This window comes from Bartonella sp. CL162QHHD (assembly GCF_042195435.1).
In the GTDB taxonomy this organism is placed as follows: domain Bacteria; phylum Pseudomonadota; class Alphaproteobacteria; order Rhizobiales; family Rhizobiaceae; genus Bartonella.
The window spans coordinates 16,918-35,466 of sequence record NZ_JBHIOG010000075.1 but is presented as its reverse complement, the minus strand read 5'-3'; the positions used below and the strand labels follow the sequence as shown (position 1 = coordinate 35,466).

Annotated in this window: 12 protein-coding genes and 1 pseudogene; 2 read left to right on the top strand and 11 right to left on the bottom strand. The window is 39.3% G+C overall.

The window, feature by feature from the left end; translation table 11 throughout:
* Positions 1-410 precede the first annotated feature (410 nt).
* A pseudogene (locus ACFILD_RS08275) lies at positions 411-491 on the top strand (DUF4102 domain-containing protein); the annotation flags it as partial.
* 447 nt (positions 492-938) lie between these two features.
* Here ACFILD_RS08275 and ACFILD_RS08270 read toward each other — a convergent pair.
* From ACFILD_RS08270 to murJ, 4 genes are all read right to left on the bottom strand, one after another.
* On the bottom strand, positions 939-1,517 hold the full coding sequence (locus tag ACFILD_RS08270) for a NifU family protein (RefSeq protein ID WP_273790941.1): 579 nt from the start codon (positions 1,515-1,517) through the stop codon (positions 939-941).
* A 59-nt stretch (positions 1,518-1,576) separates the two neighbouring features.
* Entirely contained in the window at positions 1,577-2,068 is a 492-nt protein-coding gene (locus ACFILD_RS08265; RefSeq protein WP_273790942.1) for a universal stress protein, read from the bottom strand.
* A gap of 62 nt (positions 2,069-2,130) precedes the next feature.
* Positions 2,131-3,201 carry a tryptophan--tRNA ligase gene (trpS, locus tag ACFILD_RS08260; RefSeq protein WP_375662732.1) on the bottom strand — a complete coding sequence of 357 codons (1,071 nt, stop codon included), beginning with the start codon at positions 3,199-3,201 and terminating at the stop codon, positions 2,131-2,133.
* 59 nt (positions 3,202-3,260) lie between these two features.
* A complete protein-coding gene (gene murJ, locus ACFILD_RS08255) occupies positions 3,261-4,832 on the bottom strand; it encodes a murein biosynthesis integral membrane protein MurJ (RefSeq protein WP_273790944.1) in 1,572 nt (523 codons plus the stop codon).
* 401 nt (positions 4,833-5,233) lie between these two features.
* Between murJ and ACFILD_RS08250 the strand changes: the two genes are divergently transcribed.
* Positions 5,234-5,392: a hypothetical protein gene (locus tag ACFILD_RS08250; RefSeq protein ID WP_375631323.1), complete on the top strand. Its 159-nt coding sequence runs from the start codon at positions 5,234-5,236 to the stop codon at positions 5,390-5,392.
* 287 nt (positions 5,393-5,679) lie between these two features.
* Here ACFILD_RS08250 and ACFILD_RS08245 read toward each other — a convergent pair whose 3' ends face one another.
* From ACFILD_RS08245 to ACFILD_RS08215, 7 genes are all read right to left on the bottom strand, one after another.
* Positions 5,680-8,892, bottom strand: coding sequence for a BID domain-containing T4SS effector (locus ACFILD_RS08245; RefSeq protein WP_375665050.1), 3,213 nt, complete (start codon positions 8,890-8,892; stop codon positions 5,680-5,682).
* A gap of 317 nt (positions 8,893-9,209) precedes the next feature.
* Positions 9,210-11,090 carry a BID domain-containing T4SS effector gene (locus ACFILD_RS08240; protein WP_375665048.1) on the bottom strand — a complete coding sequence of 627 codons (1,881 nt, stop codon included), beginning with the start codon at positions 11,088-11,090 and terminating at the stop codon, positions 9,210-9,212.
* Between the two features lie 211 nt (positions 11,091-11,301).
* Positions 11,302-12,588: a BID domain-containing T4SS effector gene (locus tag ACFILD_RS08235; RefSeq protein WP_375665046.1), complete on the bottom strand. Its 1,287-nt coding sequence runs from the start codon at positions 12,586-12,588 to the stop codon at positions 11,302-11,304.
* Between the two features lie 353 nt (positions 12,589-12,941).
* Entirely contained in the window at positions 12,942-13,784 is an 843-nt protein-coding gene (locus ACFILD_RS08230; protein WP_375665044.1) for a BID domain-containing T4SS effector, read from the bottom strand.
* Positions 13,785-14,127: 343 nt separating this feature from the next.
* Positions 14,128-15,957 carry a BID domain-containing T4SS effector gene (locus ACFILD_RS08225; protein WP_375665042.1) on the bottom strand — a complete coding sequence of 610 codons (1,830 nt, stop codon included), beginning with the start codon at positions 15,955-15,957 and terminating at the stop codon, positions 14,128-14,130.
* A gap of 310 nt (positions 15,958-16,267) precedes the next feature.
* Positions 16,268-17,866, bottom strand: a complete 1,599-nt coding sequence (locus tag ACFILD_RS08220; protein ID WP_375665039.1) for a BID domain-containing T4SS effector — start codon at positions 17,864-17,866, stop codon at positions 16,268-16,270.
* A complete protein-coding gene (locus ACFILD_RS08215; protein ID WP_375643570.1) occupies positions 17,860-18,081 on the bottom strand; it encodes a hypothetical protein in 222 nt (73 codons plus the stop codon). Before ACFILD_RS08215 ends, ACFILD_RS08220 begins: the two co-directional genes overlap by 7 nt.
* Positions 18,082-18,549: the final 468 nt, after the last annotated feature.

The window sequence follows — 18,549 nt, the reverse complement described above, 5'->3', positions numbered from 1 at the left end:
GGACGCTATGATCTTGATAAGGTCTTATTGCCATGCATTTTCCAGCCCTTAGTACTGCAACAGTCTCTTATAAAAGTGTACATAAGAGCTATTAAAAATAGTTTTTGTTATTATCCAGTTTGTGCTGTGTAAGCGGACGATTTTGATTGATTCAACATGGAACAGAATTGAAATAAGAAGAATGTCAGAATTCTCATTGCAAGTTGCAAAATGTGATCTTTGTCGAGTGGCTGAAACAACATATTGATTTATAATAATAAATTAGCGTTATTCATATTGAATTAGAACCCCGAATAACGTGGGATTCTCTCATTTCAAATCTGTTCCATGTTGAATCAATTAAAATCACTTGCTTGCACACCACAAGCGGGGCTGGCGTGTGGGTAAAAATGAGGAAAGAAAGGATTAAAATGACTCTTATGAATCGTCTTAATGAAAGAGCTGTCGCATCATTAGAGGCTGGCAGATATGATGATGGTGCCGGCTTGCTACAAGAAGTATTTTGCGTGATTTGTCGTTGGAAGCACTGAGAAAGATAGAGCAAATGAGCACTCTATCTTACAATGTTTTCTTTTTTGGGTTTTCTTTTTTTTAACGAGGTCGTGTTTTCCTCGTTAAAATTGCATGACAAGATTATAAAACAAAATAAATTTAAAGTGCACACCCATGCATTGTACTTCTGTGTACGATTGGTTTGTTGAAATAACTTATGCTTCTTAAAGGGGGCTTTGAAATCTTTTTAAGGCATATGTGGAGGTGAAAGGTGAGTGAAGGTATCATTATTGGACAGATTTTTTTAACAGTACTCTATCTTTATGGCTGCATAGCTTACTTCTAAAATTTCAGGAATAAAATGACGTAAGATTTTTACATTCCATGTTTGAGCGCTGTTGAAGAGGGGCAATCGGTGTGGTTATTTTATCTATTGAGGTCAATATTTATTGTGGCATGGCTTCAACGCCTAAAACTTCAGGGATAAAATGACGTAAAAGGTTTTCAATACCATGTTTGAGAGTTGCCGTTGAAGAGGGACATCCAGCGCAGGAGCCCCGCATATTGAGATAAACAATACCATTTTCAAATCCGCGAAAAGTAATGTCTCCACCATCATTGGCAACCGCTGGGCGGATACGCGTTTCAAGCAGATCTTTAATGGTTAAGACAATATCAGCATCTTTTTCGTCATAAAATTCTTCGTTAAGGGCATGGGTTTGTGCTTGTGTTGTAGCGTTGGTGGTGATCACTGGCTCATTGGATAGAAAATGTTCCATGATTGTGCCTAAAATGACGGGCTTGAGATGTTGCCATTCCCCTTCTTTTTTGCTTACGGTGATAAAATCATAGCCTAAAAAAACACCATTGATATTGGGAATATTAAACAGTTTAGCCGCCAAAGGTGAGTTTTTAGCTGCTTCTTCAGGGTCACGAAATTCTAATACGCCCTCAGAAAGAACCACGCGTCCTGGCAAGAATTTAAGAGTTGCAGGGTTTGGGGTGGTTTCAGTTTGAATAAACATAGATTCTCCTTTTATAATGAAGGATTGGGAAGATCTTACATTGTAGAATATTATATTTTTTAGGCAATAGATCTAATATCTTCATCGGCAAGATTGCTAGGAATAACAATGACAGGGATTGAAAAAGCTGTTCCTTTATTTCCGATTAATTGAACAAGGGGTCCTGGTCCTTCTGTATGTCCACTGGCTGCTAAAACAATTAGTGCAATCCTTTTATCTTCGTCGATCAGTTTGGAAATCTCATCAATTTTTTTTCCTTCACGCACCACTATTTCTGTTTCAAGCGCATGGGTGGTGCGGACTTCACTGGCAATGTCTCCTAATATTTTATGAGCACTTTGCTTTGATTCTGTGCGCATAACGTTGTTTACACCCAGAAAATGTTGAAATTCTACACTATCAACGACACAAAGTAATACCAATGTTCTACTGGTGTTTTGGGCATGTTGTGCGGCAAACGCAACGGCACGCCGACACTCTGGTGTTTCATCGATAATGACTAAGTTTTTTTTCTTTGGTTCTTTTTTCGGATTTTTGGGTTTGGAAATCATGCACTTTCTCTATTTTGTACAAACGATTTTTTTGCTCTCTACAGTTTTTAGTTTTATTATTTTTATGTATCGTGCAAAAATCCAATAATTTCACGAATTTTTTTCATATTTTCTTCTGCGAGCATACTAGCACGTTTAGCGCCATCATGCAAAACAGAGTCGATATAATCACTTTCTTGATGAAGTCGACGTAATTCTTCTGTTATAGGGGCAAGCTTATGGACAACAAGGTCGGCTAGAGCTGTTTTAAAATGCGAAAATTGTTGACCAGAAAATTCTGAAAGAATCTTTTCTTTGCTAACTTTGGCAAAGGCAGCATAAATACCAAGCAGGTTGTCCACTTCTGGTCGTTCTTTTAAAGCGGTGAGGGTATCGGGAAGAGGAGCCGAATCCGTTTTGGCTTTGCGTATTTTTTTTGCGATAAGATCAGCATCATCGGTCAAATTAATGCGTGAAAAATCTGAAGGATCTGATTTTGACATTTTTTTCGTTCCATCGCGCAAAGACATAACGCGTGTGGCTGTTGTTCCAATAAGCGCCTCTGGGAGGGGAAAAAAGCCTTGTCTTTTTTCTTCATCTGTTTGCATAGAGATACCAAAATTTAATTCGGCAATACGCTGTGCATAGTCGTTGTTAAATTTTTGTGCAATATCGCGTGTGAGTTCAACATGCTGTTTTTGATCTTCGCCTACTGGAACATGCGTTGCACGATAGACTAAAATATCAGCGGCCATCAAAGTGGGATAGGCAAAAAGCCCTAGGGATGCTTTTTCGCGATCTTTTCCTGCTTTATCTTTAAATTGTGTCATGCGTTGAAGCCAGCCAATACGGGCAACACAATTAAAAATCCAGGCGAGTTCAGCATGTTGAAAAACACGTGATTGGTTAAAAATAATGTGTTTTTGAGGATCAATACCGGAGGCTAAAAAGGCTGCTGTCACTGTTTTGGTGGATTCGCGTAAAGTAAGGGGATCTGGGTTGACTGTGAGCGCATGCATATCCACAACACAATAGAGGCAGTGATGAGAGTTTTGCAGTTCAACCCAACGCTGAATGGCTCCAAGATAATTGCCAAGATGTAAATGACCACTCGGTTGTACGCCGGAAAAGACAAGTGGTGTGAAGGTATCCATAGGAGTGCTCTTTCTTCAATTAAGGTTATTCATTTTATTTTTTTGACAAAGTATAGATATTATGAGCGTTTTTTCAAATTTTTAAGCGTGTGAAAAAAGGAACGGGTGTTGAATAAAAAATAGGCACTAAAATAGATCAAAAATATGCCAATCATGATCCCAGCTAAGGTGATCGCGCGCAAGAAAAATGATGCTTGTGAGGATAAAGGAAAAGACAAAAAACCAAACACATTCAATCCGTAATAGAGGGCTAGTGCACTCAAAAGAGTTGCCATCATGAGACATAATATTCGCTTTATCAGTTGGAAGTCGTATTTCCAATAACCGCGTTTGATAAGGACACTCCACAGCAACAGGGTGTTGGCCCATCCAGAGGTAATTTCAGCAATAACAATGCCTCGTGCAGATAGAATAGGAAATAATGTTAAGGCGAGACTGATATTGATGAAAACGCAAATACCTGTAAAAATCATCGGTGTTTTGGTATCTTCATGGGCAAAAAAATTAGGAATAAAGACCTTAATAAGAACAAAAGCTGGAAGTCCTAATCCATAAAGTTCTAGTAATTGTGCAACATGGTGTGTTGATTGACTGGTAAATTGTCCTCGCTCAAAGAGCAAACTGACAATGGGAGTGGAGAGCAGCAAAAAAGCAATAGATGCTGGAAGTGTTAACAACAATGTTAATTCAATAGAGCGATTTTGTAAATGGTGGGTTTCTTTATGCTTTTTGCTCCGCAAAGCACGTGTTAATTCTGGTAAAAGAACGGTTGCAACGGCAATGGCGATTACGCCTAAAGGCAATTGATAAAGACGATCAGCATACATCAAAGAAGAGACAGCACCCGATTGACTAGAAGCAATGTTGGTATTAATGAGCAAATTGATTTGTGTGATGCCACCCGTAATGGCTGCTGGGAATGCTAGAGTTAATAGCTTGCGAACATTAGGACTTAAATGGGGCTGGCGGAAGGAAATTTTCATTCCACTTTGACGCAAAGCAAGGGCAATTAAGGTGAGTTGAAGAAGCCCTGCTGCTAATACACCCCAAGAGAGATTTAAGCCGATATGCCAAGCGTCAAGTTTATAGATCCAAGCATAGGCAAGCACACCAATCAGAATAATGTTTAAAAAGAGTGGGGCAATGGCGGCAATAAAATAGCGTCGCAGAGCATTAAGCATGCCCCCCATCATGGCAGCAAGCGACATGCAGGTTAAATAGGGAAACATGATTGCAGTAAAGTGAATGGTAGCGTTAAATTTTGTTGCATCTTCGGTAAAACCTGGGGCAATAATGGTTCGTACCAAAAAAGGCATACTCAGTTCCATCGCAATCGTTAACAGTAAGAGCAGCGAAAAGAGAACGCCAAAGACTTCTTCTGCAAATTTGCATGCTGTTTCGTGACCTTCTTCAGTGATTTTTTTTGCAAAAAGAGGAATGAAAGCAGCGTTAAAGGCACCTTCAGCAAAAAAACGACGAAATGTGTTGGGAAAACGAAAAGCAGCGTTAAAGGCATCAGAAACAGGACCTGTCCCTAGGGCTGCTGCCATAAGCATTTCGCGTACGAAGCCAAAAATACGGCTCATAAGGGTTCCGGAAGCAACTGTTGCAATTTTTTTAATCAATGTCATAAAGATATATCAACTTTGTTGTAAAAGAGAAGCGATGACAGGAGAAATAAACCGTTTTAAATCGTAAAAATCTGATCTCTATCCTAATCAAGGATACTTTTGGAAAGCGTTTTACGACGGTGTTTATCTCTCTGTCAACAATGGTGCTTGAAGACTTTTTTATGCTCCTTGTTTACTGTTGCATTAAAATTTTTATTGTTGCCATAAAATAATTAAAATTTCTTTTTCAAACTGAAATATGGGAGAAATATCATAACAGTTTTAAGGGACATATAAGGATATATAATGATAATTTCTCTTTATGTTTTGATGTCGTGAATAATGCAACCCAATACCTTACTGTTTTACGTGAGGGGCATGACCCTATTTAAAGAACGCAAATAAAATAAAAGCATGAAACAATGTGCAATTTCCATTATTTAAAAAACAGCGCTTTAGATGTTTTAAAAAGTCGTAAGGTTGAGCTAAAAGGTGATGGTAAAGCTGGTGATTGGTTTTCACTTTTACGGCTTTATGTTCTCTCCAAATTTGGCTGCCTTTTCGTTTTAGAGATTACATAAACAAAAGGATAGGAAGACGTGATCTTTCAACAGCATTTTGTCTGTTTTTAGCACGACAGGTAATGAAAGTGATTCATTATCATTTTCAAAAATGATTGATCCTTTTATTTTTCCTGTTTAGGTTTCTTTTCACAGTTGATGAGGATAACATCTGAGAAAATAAGATAAAATTGCTCTCTCATGGTTTCCATTCTCGTTGAGGTCGATTGATTTGCCGATGAAGGCAGGGGGGGTAAAGGCTATCATTTTCACCAGAGAGGGTAAAAAAGTTAAAGTTTATGAACCTTTTAGATATTCATTGCCATCGCTTTTGCGTGCTCTGTTTTGTGAGGTTGAATATTTTCTTGTCTTTTAGGACTCTGATTGACGTTTTCTGTCATTTTTTGCACTTTAATTGCTTCTTTATCAAGAGTGTTGGAACATTTTTTTTCATTATTTTTCTTTATAGATTGATGCTGGATAGATTGATACTGGTTTGGTGCTAAGCGCTCATCGAATTTATGGTTATAAAAATACATGGGTTGTATATGCTGTTCTATCTCTTTTATCTGCTTGATTATTTCCATGATCTCTTTTGCTTTAACGGTTGATGTATCAAGACTCTTCGCAAGTTTTTCAGGATTATTTTCCTTTATAGCTTCATGCTCGCTTGAGGATAAGCGCTCATTGATTTTTTTGATATAAGTCCTTATCTCCCCCCTTAATTCAGGAGAGTTTGATAAAGTTTCTTGCTGTTGTGCTTTTGACAAGGAAAAGAGATTTTTCATCCAAGCCTCAGGAATTTTTACCGACTGTTCACACCGCCTTTGTTTTTCATGATGGGTATGGAGAATGTCTCTTTCTGTTTGTTTAAAAATATTGATATAACGATCAATGGCTCTACAGAGGGGCAAAATATTTGCTTCAGCATGGGCACGCGCGTTGTTTTTTATGCCAAATACATTGCTACCAGAAAGCTTAGAAATAGATTGGGGAGAGGTGGTAATTTGATAGGTGAGCTGTTCTCCTTCAGTATGATTTTCATGGATCATCTCAATTCTTTCCTGCAAAATATGACGATTGCCATAAATGATTTGACACAAAGTTTCGATTTCTTTTCTTCTTGCTTGAATGGATGCGTTGTTTTTTATCCTTGTGGCAATTTCATTGTTGGTAAGGGGGGCTATTGTTTCTGCGGGGATAAGCACTTCTTGCTGGTTTTGAACTTTTGGTGCTGTAAAGGAGAGGGCGTCACCGATTTTTAATGTCTGTATTTGCTCTGGGGTGAGATCTTTTTTATTTCCCAAGATGAAAATCCCGTTGGCATCAAGCATGAAGCCATTGGGTCCACTGCCTCTGTAGAAGCCTTTATAGGTATGACCTTCTTTTGCTGTTATAATAAGATGATTATGAAGACTCTCAAATCCGATATGTTTCATATTGTCCATGAATTCTTTTAAAATAAGTATTTTTTCTGGATTTGAGATATCTTCAAGCAGATGCTTCATCTCTTCCTTATCGTTATGTTTTAGCGATGCAATGCTGGCAAGATTCATGCGTTTTTCTGTTACAAGAGAAAAGTCGAGTGTGTGGCCAGCAACTTGCCCAAGTTTTTCAAAAAACATTCGTTGTGTGCGTCCATTACCTTCTCTGAAGGGATGCGTATAGTTGAGCTGTATCAACATTTCAGTGACATGTTCAATAAATGTTTCGCGGGTTAAGCCTTTTAAACTATTCGTTTCAGCAAGTATTTTATCTAAATTTTCTAGTCCCTCTTGTATCTGTTTTGCTGAGGCAAAAGAAATCCCAGCTTTTTTCATCATTGGCATATAAGCAACGGTACCATCTTCAAATGTAAATGGTTTTTCGCGTGTTTGTCCGGCCCATTCAAAAGTATTTTTAAATAGGGTGTGATGAATATATTGGAGATATGTGGAAGTTAGTTTTTGCGGTGGCGCTTCTTGGCGTAGATGAATGATTGCTTTTGTTGTATCATGGGCACATTGCACTTTTAATTTTTTATAGTCGTTTATTCCATATTTATTTTTTAAGGTGATACTATTAGGGCAAAAGAAATTACGGTACATTGTCTTATTTTCTTCGGTTTGAGGCGATGAGGATAATTTCTCCTGTAAGGTGAGAGGGACGGTGTCCGTTTTTTTTGTACCAGTGTCCCAGTATGCCATTGCTTTTTTTTGGGGCTGTTTCATTCTTTCTTGATGATCAGAGCGTTTTTCCTTTGTCATTTGGACAGATATTGGATTATTTGTCGCTGTATTGCTGGTCTGTAAAATGTTTTTTTGGAAATCTTTTTGCATTTGCCTCATAGAGGAAGCAGATTGAGCAATTGGTTTGGTCATTTGTTCTTGCAAATTTTCGGGCATAACTTCAATGCTGTTATGTAAAGCATGAGAGGCACTCCATGGTGAAAAATGGGCTTTTTCTTTTTTCTTTGTTTGAATGGATGCGTTGTCTTTGCTCTTTTCAGTTATTTCATCGTTTGTGAGAACGGCTCTTTTTTTTCTGGAAGCAATGTTTTTTTCTGGGTTTTGAGTTTTGGGCGCTGTAAAGGAGAGGGCGTCACCGATTTTTAATGTCTGTATTTGCTCTGGGGTGAGATATTTTTTATTTCCTAAGATGAAAGTCCCGTTGGCATCAAGCATGAAGCCATTGGGTCCACTGCCTCTGTAGGTACCATGATAGGTTTCTCCTTCTTTTGCGACGACAGTGAGATAATAATTTTTTTCATCCAATCCAAGCTCTCTCATAGAGTTGGTAAATTCTTGTAAAATGAGCAATTTTTCTGGATTTGAGATATCCTCAAGCAGATGCTTCATAGGCTCTGGATCGCCATGTTCCATGGCAGCGGCGCGGACAAAGTCTTTACGTTTTTTGCTCACAAGAGAAAAGTCTAGCTCATGTCCTGCTGCTTGAGCGAGTTTTTCAACAAACAGTCTCTTTGTGCGCCTATTGCCCTCTCTGAAAGGATGCAAGTGGTGCAAATCTATCATTATTCCAGCGGCTTGTTCAACGAATTCTTCGCGCGTTAAGCCTTGTAAATTATTCTTTTCAGAAAGCGTTTTATCTAACTTTTCTAGTCCCTTCTGTATTTTTCTGCCAATCGCAAAAGGTTTTGTAAATTCTTTTCTTTTCAAAATGGGCATAGAAGCAACAGTACCATCTTCAAATGTAAAAGGCTCTTCGCGTGTTTGTCCGGCCCATTCAAATGCACGGGAAAAGAGGCGTTGATGAAGATATTTTAGATAGGAGGAATTAAACTGTTCAGGTAGAGGTTCTTGGTGCAGTTTTATCATTTCTTTTTTTACATCATTAGAACAGCGTTCTTTTAATATTTCTTGCTCTTTGATGCGGTATTTATTTTTAAGCACCTTGCTATTGGGATAAAAGAAATTCTGCGATGCTTTATTGATTTGCTTAGAAATGGCTGCACTAATTGCAGAGTGTTGTTCTTGCAATTTTTCCTGTGAGGAAGAGGCATAATGTTCTGTATTTTCTTTCATGCATATTTCCTTTCAAATGTTAACATTATTTTTTGAAATCTTCTTTGTTTACATTTTTTGCCTTATGTTATTTTCATAGCGTTTTCTTCAAAGAAGAATGCCTATTTGAATGATTGAAAAAATTGACCTTATTCGCATGGAACAAAGTTAAAGTTTATAATTTTGAAGTATTATCGTGAAATTTTATCAATGAATTCTGTAAAATAATGGGGTGTCTTATTCAAAGTTTTCTGTATTTCACACACCGTCTTTGATGCAATCTTGGCAAGATAATTGCACCAAAGTTTTGGATAAAAAGCCAACAATTGTGAGATTTATCACGACAAAGCCATTGCTTTTGATGTTTCGGCTCTGCGCGGTCGAACTTGCGGCTGGTCTTCTTGTCTAGAAGTTTCTGTAACCTCTTTATGCCGCTTTGCTGTTGAGCGTTCAGGCAGCTTCAGGGGCTGCGATAAGCTTTGCTGCTTTTGTAATTTTTTATCGAGATCGGTAGGTGGTTGATAACGTTTTTGTTGTTCTGCCTGATGGTTTTGCACAATGGTTTCTCTTAACTGTTTTATTGTATCAGCATAGTCCTTAATGGCGGTACAAAGGGTAGGGATATTTTCTTCAGCGGCTTTGCGTGCTCCGTTTTTTATGCCAAGGGTTTTTCTACCAGCAAGTGGAGCAAAAGATGTAGAATCCTTTTTAATTTGAAATACAAGCTCTTCTCCCATCTCTGGAATTTTGTGCATATCTTCCATTCTATATTGTAAAATAAATGGATCATCATAAACAATTTGGCACCAATATTGGATCTCTCTTTGACCATATTGAACCGATGGATCTTGTTGAACTCTGCGGGCAATTTCCTGATTTGAGAGAGGCTTTATTTTCTTTTCTGAATTGAGCGAATTTTGTAAATGTTGATTTATTGGATCTTTCTCTTGTGCTTGTCGCTGATGTTGTTGTTCCGTGTGAGAACCTTGTGAAATATTTTCACTTTTTGTATATTTTGAAGTATACATATAACCGTTAATAGCAGCACATAGGGTAGGAAGAGTTTCTTCAGCTTGTTTGCGCGCGTTATTTTTTATGCCGAGAACTTTTCTACCAGCAAGCTTAGAAATAGACTTAGGCTGTTCTGTAATATCCCATAAGAGCTGTTCTCCCATATTGGGGTTTTCTTTGATTGCTTCTATTCTTTCTTCTAAAATAAGCCTGTTGCCATAAACCTTTTCGCACAAAAATCGTATTTCTTCTTGATATGCTACGAGTAACAGCTCTCTTTCCATTGTATTAATAGATGATTTTTGTCCGTGAGACGGTTTTGGTTGTTCAATTGCTGTGTGTGGAGAGGCAGGTTTTGGGACGATAGTATCGCTTTGTTTTCTGTTTCCCATACGGTGCGGTTTTCTTGAAGGAGGGACGGCATATGTTCCACTGTCTTGTGATGATGAACTGCTTTGCTGTCTGACTTTCATATGTGATGGTGTTTTGGGTCTAACACTTGGGTCGTATGTTTCAGGATTTTGGATTTTTGTACCGTTTTGCACTCTGTCTCTCATGCGTGGCGATGTTTGCGAAGTAGGCGTTGCATAGAGGAGTTCTCTCTCTTGAACCGTTGTTTTGTTTTGTTCTCTATCTTTTGCACGTGGTGGTCTTTGTGGAGCTGCTTTTGTGTGCGGAGAGGAGTTTTCTTGGATTTGTGAGCTGGGGATTTTTGTGCCGGTTTGTGCTTTTTCCCTCATGCGTGGGGGTGTTTGCGAAGTAGGCGTTGCATAGAGGAGTTCTCTCTCTTGAGCTGTTGTTTTGTTTTGTTCTCTATCTTTTGCACGTGGTGGTCTTTGTGGAGGCGTTTTTGTGTGCGGAGAGGAGCGTTCTTGGATTTGTGAGCTGGGTTGTAGATTTTCTTTTGTGCGTGGGGGTTTGGGCGGAGCTACTTTTGTTTGTAGAGGAGGTATCTCTTGGGTTTTGGTGCTGGGGATTTTAGCGCTGGAGGGCATTGTGCTGGTTTGAGTGTTTGCTCTCATGCGGGGGGGGGGCGGTGGCGCAACCTTTGGGTGGGGGGATAAATTTTCTGGGCGTTTTTCTACAGTTGGTTTTGGCAAATTTTGAGAAACTTGGGAAGGAGGGGTTCTGGTGGGGGATTGTTCAGCCGGTTGTTGAAATTTTTCCATCATTTCGGTGATAAAAGGGGAGGGATTTCTTTTTTTCATGCATGTTCCTTTCAAACTCTTCCAATATTGTTTTTAAATACTATTTAAAAACGTACGTTGGTTTTTATTCTGTTTTATGCTTTTTTACTCGGTCTTTACGAGAGCAGATATCAAACTGAATGGTTTCACAAGATGGGGCTTTCTTGGCGCAAACACCCCTGTTCTGTGTTGCGCCAAGATGTTAGATTTAATGTGAAAACTTATGTCCTGTTTAGCTGGCAAAAGCCATCGCTTTTGGGGCGGTAGTTTTGCGAGGACGAATATCTGTTTCTCTTTGTTGCGTAGAGGTTGTTGCTTCTTCATGCGTTACTATTGAAGGCTCGGGGCATTGAGCAGACTGTGAGACGCTTTGTTGTTGATGCAAGTTTTGCGATCTCTCAGAAGATGCTTCATTGTGTTCTTGTTTTGTCTGCTGAGTTTTTGAAAAGCTCTCTCTTACTTGTGCTACAGCTGTTGCATAATTGTCAGTGGCGTCAATGAGGTGAGAAAGACCAGCTTCAGCATGCCTGCGTGCTTGATTTTTAAAGCCACAAAAGTTACGACCAGCGTACTTGTGAAAAGATTGAGGATTTCCAACAAGTTGCTGTGCGAGTGCTTCTATTGTTTCAGGGTTTTGGAAAAGTGTTTCCACTTGTGATTGCAAAATGTTTTTGTTGCCAAAAACAACACCGCACCAATATTGGATTTGGGCATGGTGTCTTTTGACTTTTGAATGTTGGTGAATTTGGGTAGAAATTTCTACTTCTGAAAGGCTTTCTTTTTCCCTTTGGGAACGATTTGGTTTTTTTAGAAGTTCAGCGACGGCTTCCTTCCCCATAAAGCGTTCATAGTTTTTGAGTTCTTGCTCTGGAGATTGTAAGAGGTTCTCTCTTGCCTGTTTTACAGCTTCTGTATAACAATCAATGGTGACACTGAGAGCGGAATAACTCTCTTCCGCTTGTCTACGCACTCGATTTTTAAAGCCCAACGCGCTGGTGCCGGAAAGTTTAGCAATACTTTCAGGATAGGCTGCCATGCGCCATGAGAGCTCTTCTCCTGCAGCTGGATTTCTTTGAATTTCTTGCATTTTTTCTTGCAAAATGTTTGGGTTGCCATAAGCACTTGCGGATAAACGTTGGATTTCTTCTTGATAGGTTCGAACCAATGAATGGTGTGGAAGCAATTGAATGATTTCTTTCTCTGAGAGAACTCTTGTTGTCCTTTGGGAAACTTGTGAAGGAATTGTTGCGTGTGTCGTTTCAGTTTTTTGCGGTCTTTTGGTCGAGCTGCCTCTTGTTAACGAAGCTGTTGGATTTGTTGATGCATATACAGTTTCTTCGCTTAAAAGAGATTGTCTTTCCTCATCTTCTTCCGGTATGGATGACAGTCTTTTGCTTTTTGAAGGCGTTTCTTTAGGAAGGGGGGCTGCGCCTGAGACCTCTGCCGCTGCTTGTTCATAGAGCTTTATAAGTTCTTGTATTGAAGAGGATGGAAAAGGATGAGGGTGGTTTTTTTTCATGCATGTTTCCTTTCAAAAATTGTTTTAGAAAACCTCTTTGGTGCATTCTTGCCTTTTATGCTTGGATCGCTTTGAGACAAAAGAAATATCGAGCTGAATGAGTTTCCAAAGATCTGCGTTATTTGCAATCAGCTTAATGGACATTTGTGTCTTTTATACAGTTTTTTTGTGAAATATTATCAATAAGTTATCAATAGTTGTCGTGAATTACAGGCGCCATTTTTAGGACTATCTTTTGTAACATTCTAAAACAATTCTTGGCGCAATCGCGATGAAACGATTTGCGCCAAGAAACTCACTGAAAAAAAATTACATGAAAAACAAAAACTATCTGTTTTTACGTCTATGCCTCCTTACATGGCATAAGAAAATCCTTTTTCTCCTTGTCTTTGTCGTTGAGGGCTGTGCTCTGGACTATTGTGTTCTTGTCCTCTTGTGTGATGATGATGACGATGATGGTGTCTCTCAACTTGCTGAGAATTTTCTTGACGGCGTCTTTGTTCCGCTAGAGGGGTGTGCAATAGCTGTTCCGTTGCATTTTCTACAGCTTTCGTATAACCATCAATGGCATCAACGAGCAGTTTAAAACCGTCTTCAGCTGCTTTGCGTGCTTGATTTTTTAAGCCAAGTGTGGAGCGTCCAGCAAGCCTATGCATAGATTCAGGATTTTCAGCAAGTTGATTTGAAAGCTCTTTTCCTTTAGTGGGATCTTTAAGTATGTCTTGCAAGTGCTGTTGGAAAAGCGTGTCACTGTTATAAACAGTTGTACCCCAATGCACGACCTCTTGTGCATATGCTTGAACTTGTGGATTTTTTAAAAGTATGACACTTATTTGATCAGCTGTGAGGGAAGGTGAAGATCTTCCTCTTTGGTGCGAAGAAACCATTGTATAGTCGGTTTCAGATTCTTGTTGCCTTTGATTATGGTGTCTCCCTTTGGAAGGAGAAATACTACTAATAGTTGCGTATGTAACTTCTTCTTCGCGTTTTGGGGGAGCAACCATTGTATAGTCGGTTTCAGATTCTTGTTGCCTTTGATTATGGTGTCTCCCTCTTGAAGGAGAAACACTGCTAACAGTTGCGTATGTAACTTCCTCTTCTGGGGTTGGACCGCGCTGGTTTCCTCTGGTTGGTTTCTTAACTTGTGCATAGAGGGCTTCTGGATTTGCAGAAGGATGTGGATGATGTTTTTTCATACATATTTCCTTTCAATATTTTTAGAAAACCTCTTTGGTGCATTCCCCACTTTTAGTTTTGATAACTTTTATATAAAGGAAGATATCCAACCGAATGACCGCCAAAGATTTTGCGCTATTCAATATTGATATGTAATGAACATTTATGTCTTTTATACAGTTTTTTTATGAAATTTTATCAATAAGTTACAATAAATTACAGGATCCACTTTTAGAACTATTTTTTGTAACATTCTAAAACAACTCTTGGCGCAATCGCTATGAAATGATTTGCGCCAAGAGATTCTATGAAAAAAAGATTAAATGAAAAACAAAAACTATCTGTTTTTACGTTTATGTCCACTTACATGGCAAAAGCCATTCCTTTTTCTCCATGTCTTTGTCTTTGTGGGCTGTGCTCTGGACTATTTTGTTCTTGTCCTCTTGCATGACGATGATGATGGTGGTGGTGGTGTCTGTGTTCTGCTTCTCTTTCTGGACTTTCTTGTCTTTGACCTCTTTCTCTTTCATGCTCCCGTGTAAACTGTTTATGGAGCTTTTGTGCCGTATGTATATGCCTCTCAAGAGCTGAGCAAAGGGGAGAAAAACCATCTTCAGCTTCTCTGCGGCTTGGAGATTTTACACCAAGTATTTTGCTCCCCGCAAGCTTACCAGCGCTTTCAGGATTTTCTGCAAGGCCCCATAAGATTTGCTCTGCATTTTGAGGATCGTCAAGAATTTTAGCAAGTTGTTGATTCAAAGCATGTTCGTTACCATAAACAACTCTGCACCACTCTTGCGTTTCTCTTACACCATATTGAAAGTCTACGTTTTTTAAAAGCTTTGTTGTAACCACATCTTTTTGGGTTCTGGGAGGGGGTGTTGCTCCTCCTCCAACGCCTTGGTAGATAGGATTTTCTAGTTGTTCAGACTCTTGCCTACCTTCAGCCCCCATGCCAACCGTTGTATAGACAGATTCGAGTGGTCTTTGGGGAGAGGGCTCACCACGTTCATCAAAGTTAAGCTCTGCATAGAGATGTTCCGGTTCTTGGCGATGTCCTCCACCCTGTGCTCCTCCACCAATTGTGTCATAGGGTGTTTGCCAACCTTGCGCTTCCAAGTCCGTTATTTTATAGGGGTCTACGAGTCTGTCGGTGCGCCGCCCATCACTTGGTCTTCCACCAAGTCTGTCATAGGGATTTCCTAGTGGCTGTTGGGGAGCATAGATCGTTTCTGCTGGTTGTTGAAGTGTGTATTGTTGTTGGTTGCGCTGTTCTTTGGGTGGTTTATTAACCTTTGCGTAGAGGTCTTCTACATTAGGAGATCCTAGGTTTTGTTGGTCAAGTGGCTTTTTGGGAGCAAAGACCGTTTCTGGTGGTTGTTGAAGTGTGTATTGTTGTTGGTTGCGCTGTTCTTTGGGTGGTTTATTAACCTTTGCGTAGAGGTCTTCTACATTAGGAGATCCTAGGTTTTGTTGGTCAAGTGGCTTTTTGGGAGCAAAGACCGTTTCTGGTGGTTGTTGAAGTGTGTATTGTTGTTGGTTGCGCTGTTCTTTGGGTGGTTTATTAACCTTTGCGTAGAGGTCTTCTACATTAGGAGATCCTAGGTTTTGTTGGTCAAGTGGCTTTTTGGGAGCAAAGACCGTTTCTGGTGGTTGTTGAAGTGTGTATTGTTGTTGGTTGCGCTGTTCTTTGGGTGGTTTATTAACCTTTGCGTAGAGGTCTTCTACATTAGGAGATCCTAGGTTTTGTTGGTCAAGTGGCTTTTTGGGAGCAAAGACCGTTTCTGGTGGTTGTTGAAGTGTGTATTGTTGTTGGTTGCGCTGTTCTTTGGGTGGTTTATTAACCTTTGCGTAGAGGTCTTCTACATTAGGAGATCCTAGGTTTTGTTGGTCAAGTGGCTTTTTGGGAGCAAAGACCGTTTCTGGTGGTTGTTGAAGTGTGTATTGTTGTTGGTTGCGCTGTTCTTTGGGTGGTTTATTAACCTTTGCGTAGAGGTCTTCTACATTAGGAGATCCTAGGTTTTGTTGGTCAAGTGGCTTTTTGGGAGCAAAGACCGTTTCTGGTGGTTGTTGAAGTGTATAGTGTTGTGGGTTGCGCTGTTCTTTGGGTGGTTTATTAACCTTGGCATAGAGGGGGTCTTGGCTCTGGGGTTGTGGGTTCTGGGGGGCTGGATGTGGGTGACTTTTTTTCATGGCTGTTTCCTTTCAATATTTTTAGAAAACCTCTTTGGCGCATTCCTCACTTTTTTGATAACAACTTTAGGATAAGGTAAGATATCAAATTAAATGACCTCCAAAGATTTCGCGCTATTCATATTGATATATAGTGGACATTTATGTCTTTTATACAGTTTTTTTATGAAATATTATCAATAAGTTACATCAAATTAAAGGATTCATTTTTAGGACTATTTTTTGTACCATTTTAAAACAATTGGTGAGCGTAATGGAGATAAAATGATTGGCGCTAAGAGTTAGTTGGAAGGCAAAAGTTCACGCGTTTTTAGCCGGTAAGAGCAAGCGATGAAGAGCGACTAACTTTCAAGCTGCGGGCTTGACATTGTGCTTCTTGGGTGTTCTTTACAGTATTCGCAATTTCTTTTGCTTTGCTTTCCGATGTCCCAAGGAGGCACGCTAGTCTGGTATGATCTTTTTCTTGTATGGCTTTACGCTCTTCTGAGGATAGACGATTGTGTAGTTGGCGCGAAAAGTGATGGAGTTCTTGTCGTAGTGTTGGAGAATGCAATAAAGCTTCCTTTTGTTGTTCTCTTGGTAAGGCAAAAAGGTTTTGTAAATTTTTTCCAGGTGTTTCGACAGCGTGACTCAGGCGATTTTGTTCTCTTTGATGTTGCTCTAAAATTTCTTCTTTTGTTTGTTGTGTTATTGTGGCATAATTTTTAAGGGCTTGGCTGAGTTGTGGAGCAGTTTGTTCCGCCAGTCTGCGATTTGGGCTTTTCATGTCAAGTATTTTTCTCCCTGCAAGTTTAGAAATTGATTGAGGGTTTTGTAAAATTTCATCAGCAAATTGATTTCCTAAGCTTGGATCAGCCGTTAAGATATCTATTTTTGTATTTAAGGCGTGGATTTTACCATAAACGAGTTTTGATAAATTTTTGATTTCTTTTCGGCATGCTTCAACATAAGCGTCATTTGAAATCTTTGTGAATAACTCTTCATGGGTGAGAGATTCTAATGTTTCTTTTGGGATCAATATTTCTTTTACATTTTGAACGTTGGTTTTTTGAAAGCAGAGGCGAGTACCGTTTTGTAATGTTTTGACGAGTTCTGGGGGGAGATCATCTTTGTGGCCGACTACGAAAGCACCCTCTACTTCCATGACAAAACCTTCTGCTGAAAAACCTCTAAACACGCCTTCGTAGGTTACATCTTCTTTTGTTGCAACAACAACACGATTGTTAATTTCATCCAGTCCCGCGTTTCTCATTTGGGAGATGAATTCTTTTAAAACAAGGGATTTTTGCGGATGTGTGATATCTTCAAAAAGATCTTTCATCGGTTGGGGATTGCCATATTGCACGGCTTCAATACAAGCTGCTGTCATGCGTCCTTTTGTGATGAAAGAAAAGTCAATGGTATGTCCTGCGGCTTGTCCAAGTTTTTCCATAAACATTCGATTGACGCGCCCATTCCCTTTTCTGAAAGGATGTGCGTGCTCGAGCGCCATAAAAACTTCTGCGGCATTTTCAGCAAATTCTTGGCGCGATAAACCTTTTAAATTGTTCTTCTCATTAAGTGTTTTTTCGAGTTGTTTTAGTTCTTTTTGAATCTGCGGTCCGATAGCAAAAGGAACTTCATAACCTTTGGGACGCATCGCCGGCATATGGGCAGTGGTGCCGTCTTCAAATGTAAAGGATGTATCGCGGGTTTTTCCAGCCCATTCAAAAGTTTTGTAGAAGAGGCTCCAGTGGATTAGTTTTAGATAGGAAGCATCAAATTTTTGTGGAAGTGGTTCGTGGCGAAAATTGACGGCTTCTCTGGCGGTATCATGAGCACAGCGTTCATACAGTTTTTTGGGGTCTTTTATGCCATATTTATTTTTGAGTGTTGGGGTACCTTTATATAGATAATTTTGCTCTAACATATAATCTCTCCTAAGTAGGTAGGGTGGTGGTTGATGAGCGTCTTAAACGCTGCATGTGAAAAATTCCCCTTCGCGTATTCTTTTGAGATTTTGGTAGTTATGAGAGGAAGCACTTTTCCCTCCAGTGTATGGATAGTTGTAGCAATCGTTTTGTGATGCTTTTGAAAGGTTTTTGGTGTAAGAGGTGCAAAATGTTCTGTTATGATTGTTTTCATGCCTATTTTCTTTTTTCATTTATTTTTGAAAAGTTTTTCTGATGGTTCCTTTGTTTATTACCTTGTGCTGTAAAATACTGGTATTGAGGGCCTTGATATGAATCCCATGAGTAGTTAGAAAATGAATTTTCTACAAATTGACTTTGGGTAAAATCTTCGTTCTTTGAGGTGTAAGGAAGAGGTCAAAAAGAAAAATGTTGCTTAAAATTGTTGTTTTTTTCCTTTAACAAAGTTGTTTGCAAGAGCGCTTTGATGAGGGGCGTGGATATGGCGGGTGCGATCGCTCTTGGTTAGCGGATGGTGCTGGTACTTTTTATACACAGTACTCAGCTTGGTGAATCTATGGGTAAAAGCAGTTATCAAGAATTTTTCTCCATTATGTTTTTCTTACTGCTCCATATGAATATCTTGCCATACGAACATCTTGTTTGTGTATTTTTGCAACAAAATGTTTTTTATTTTGTATTG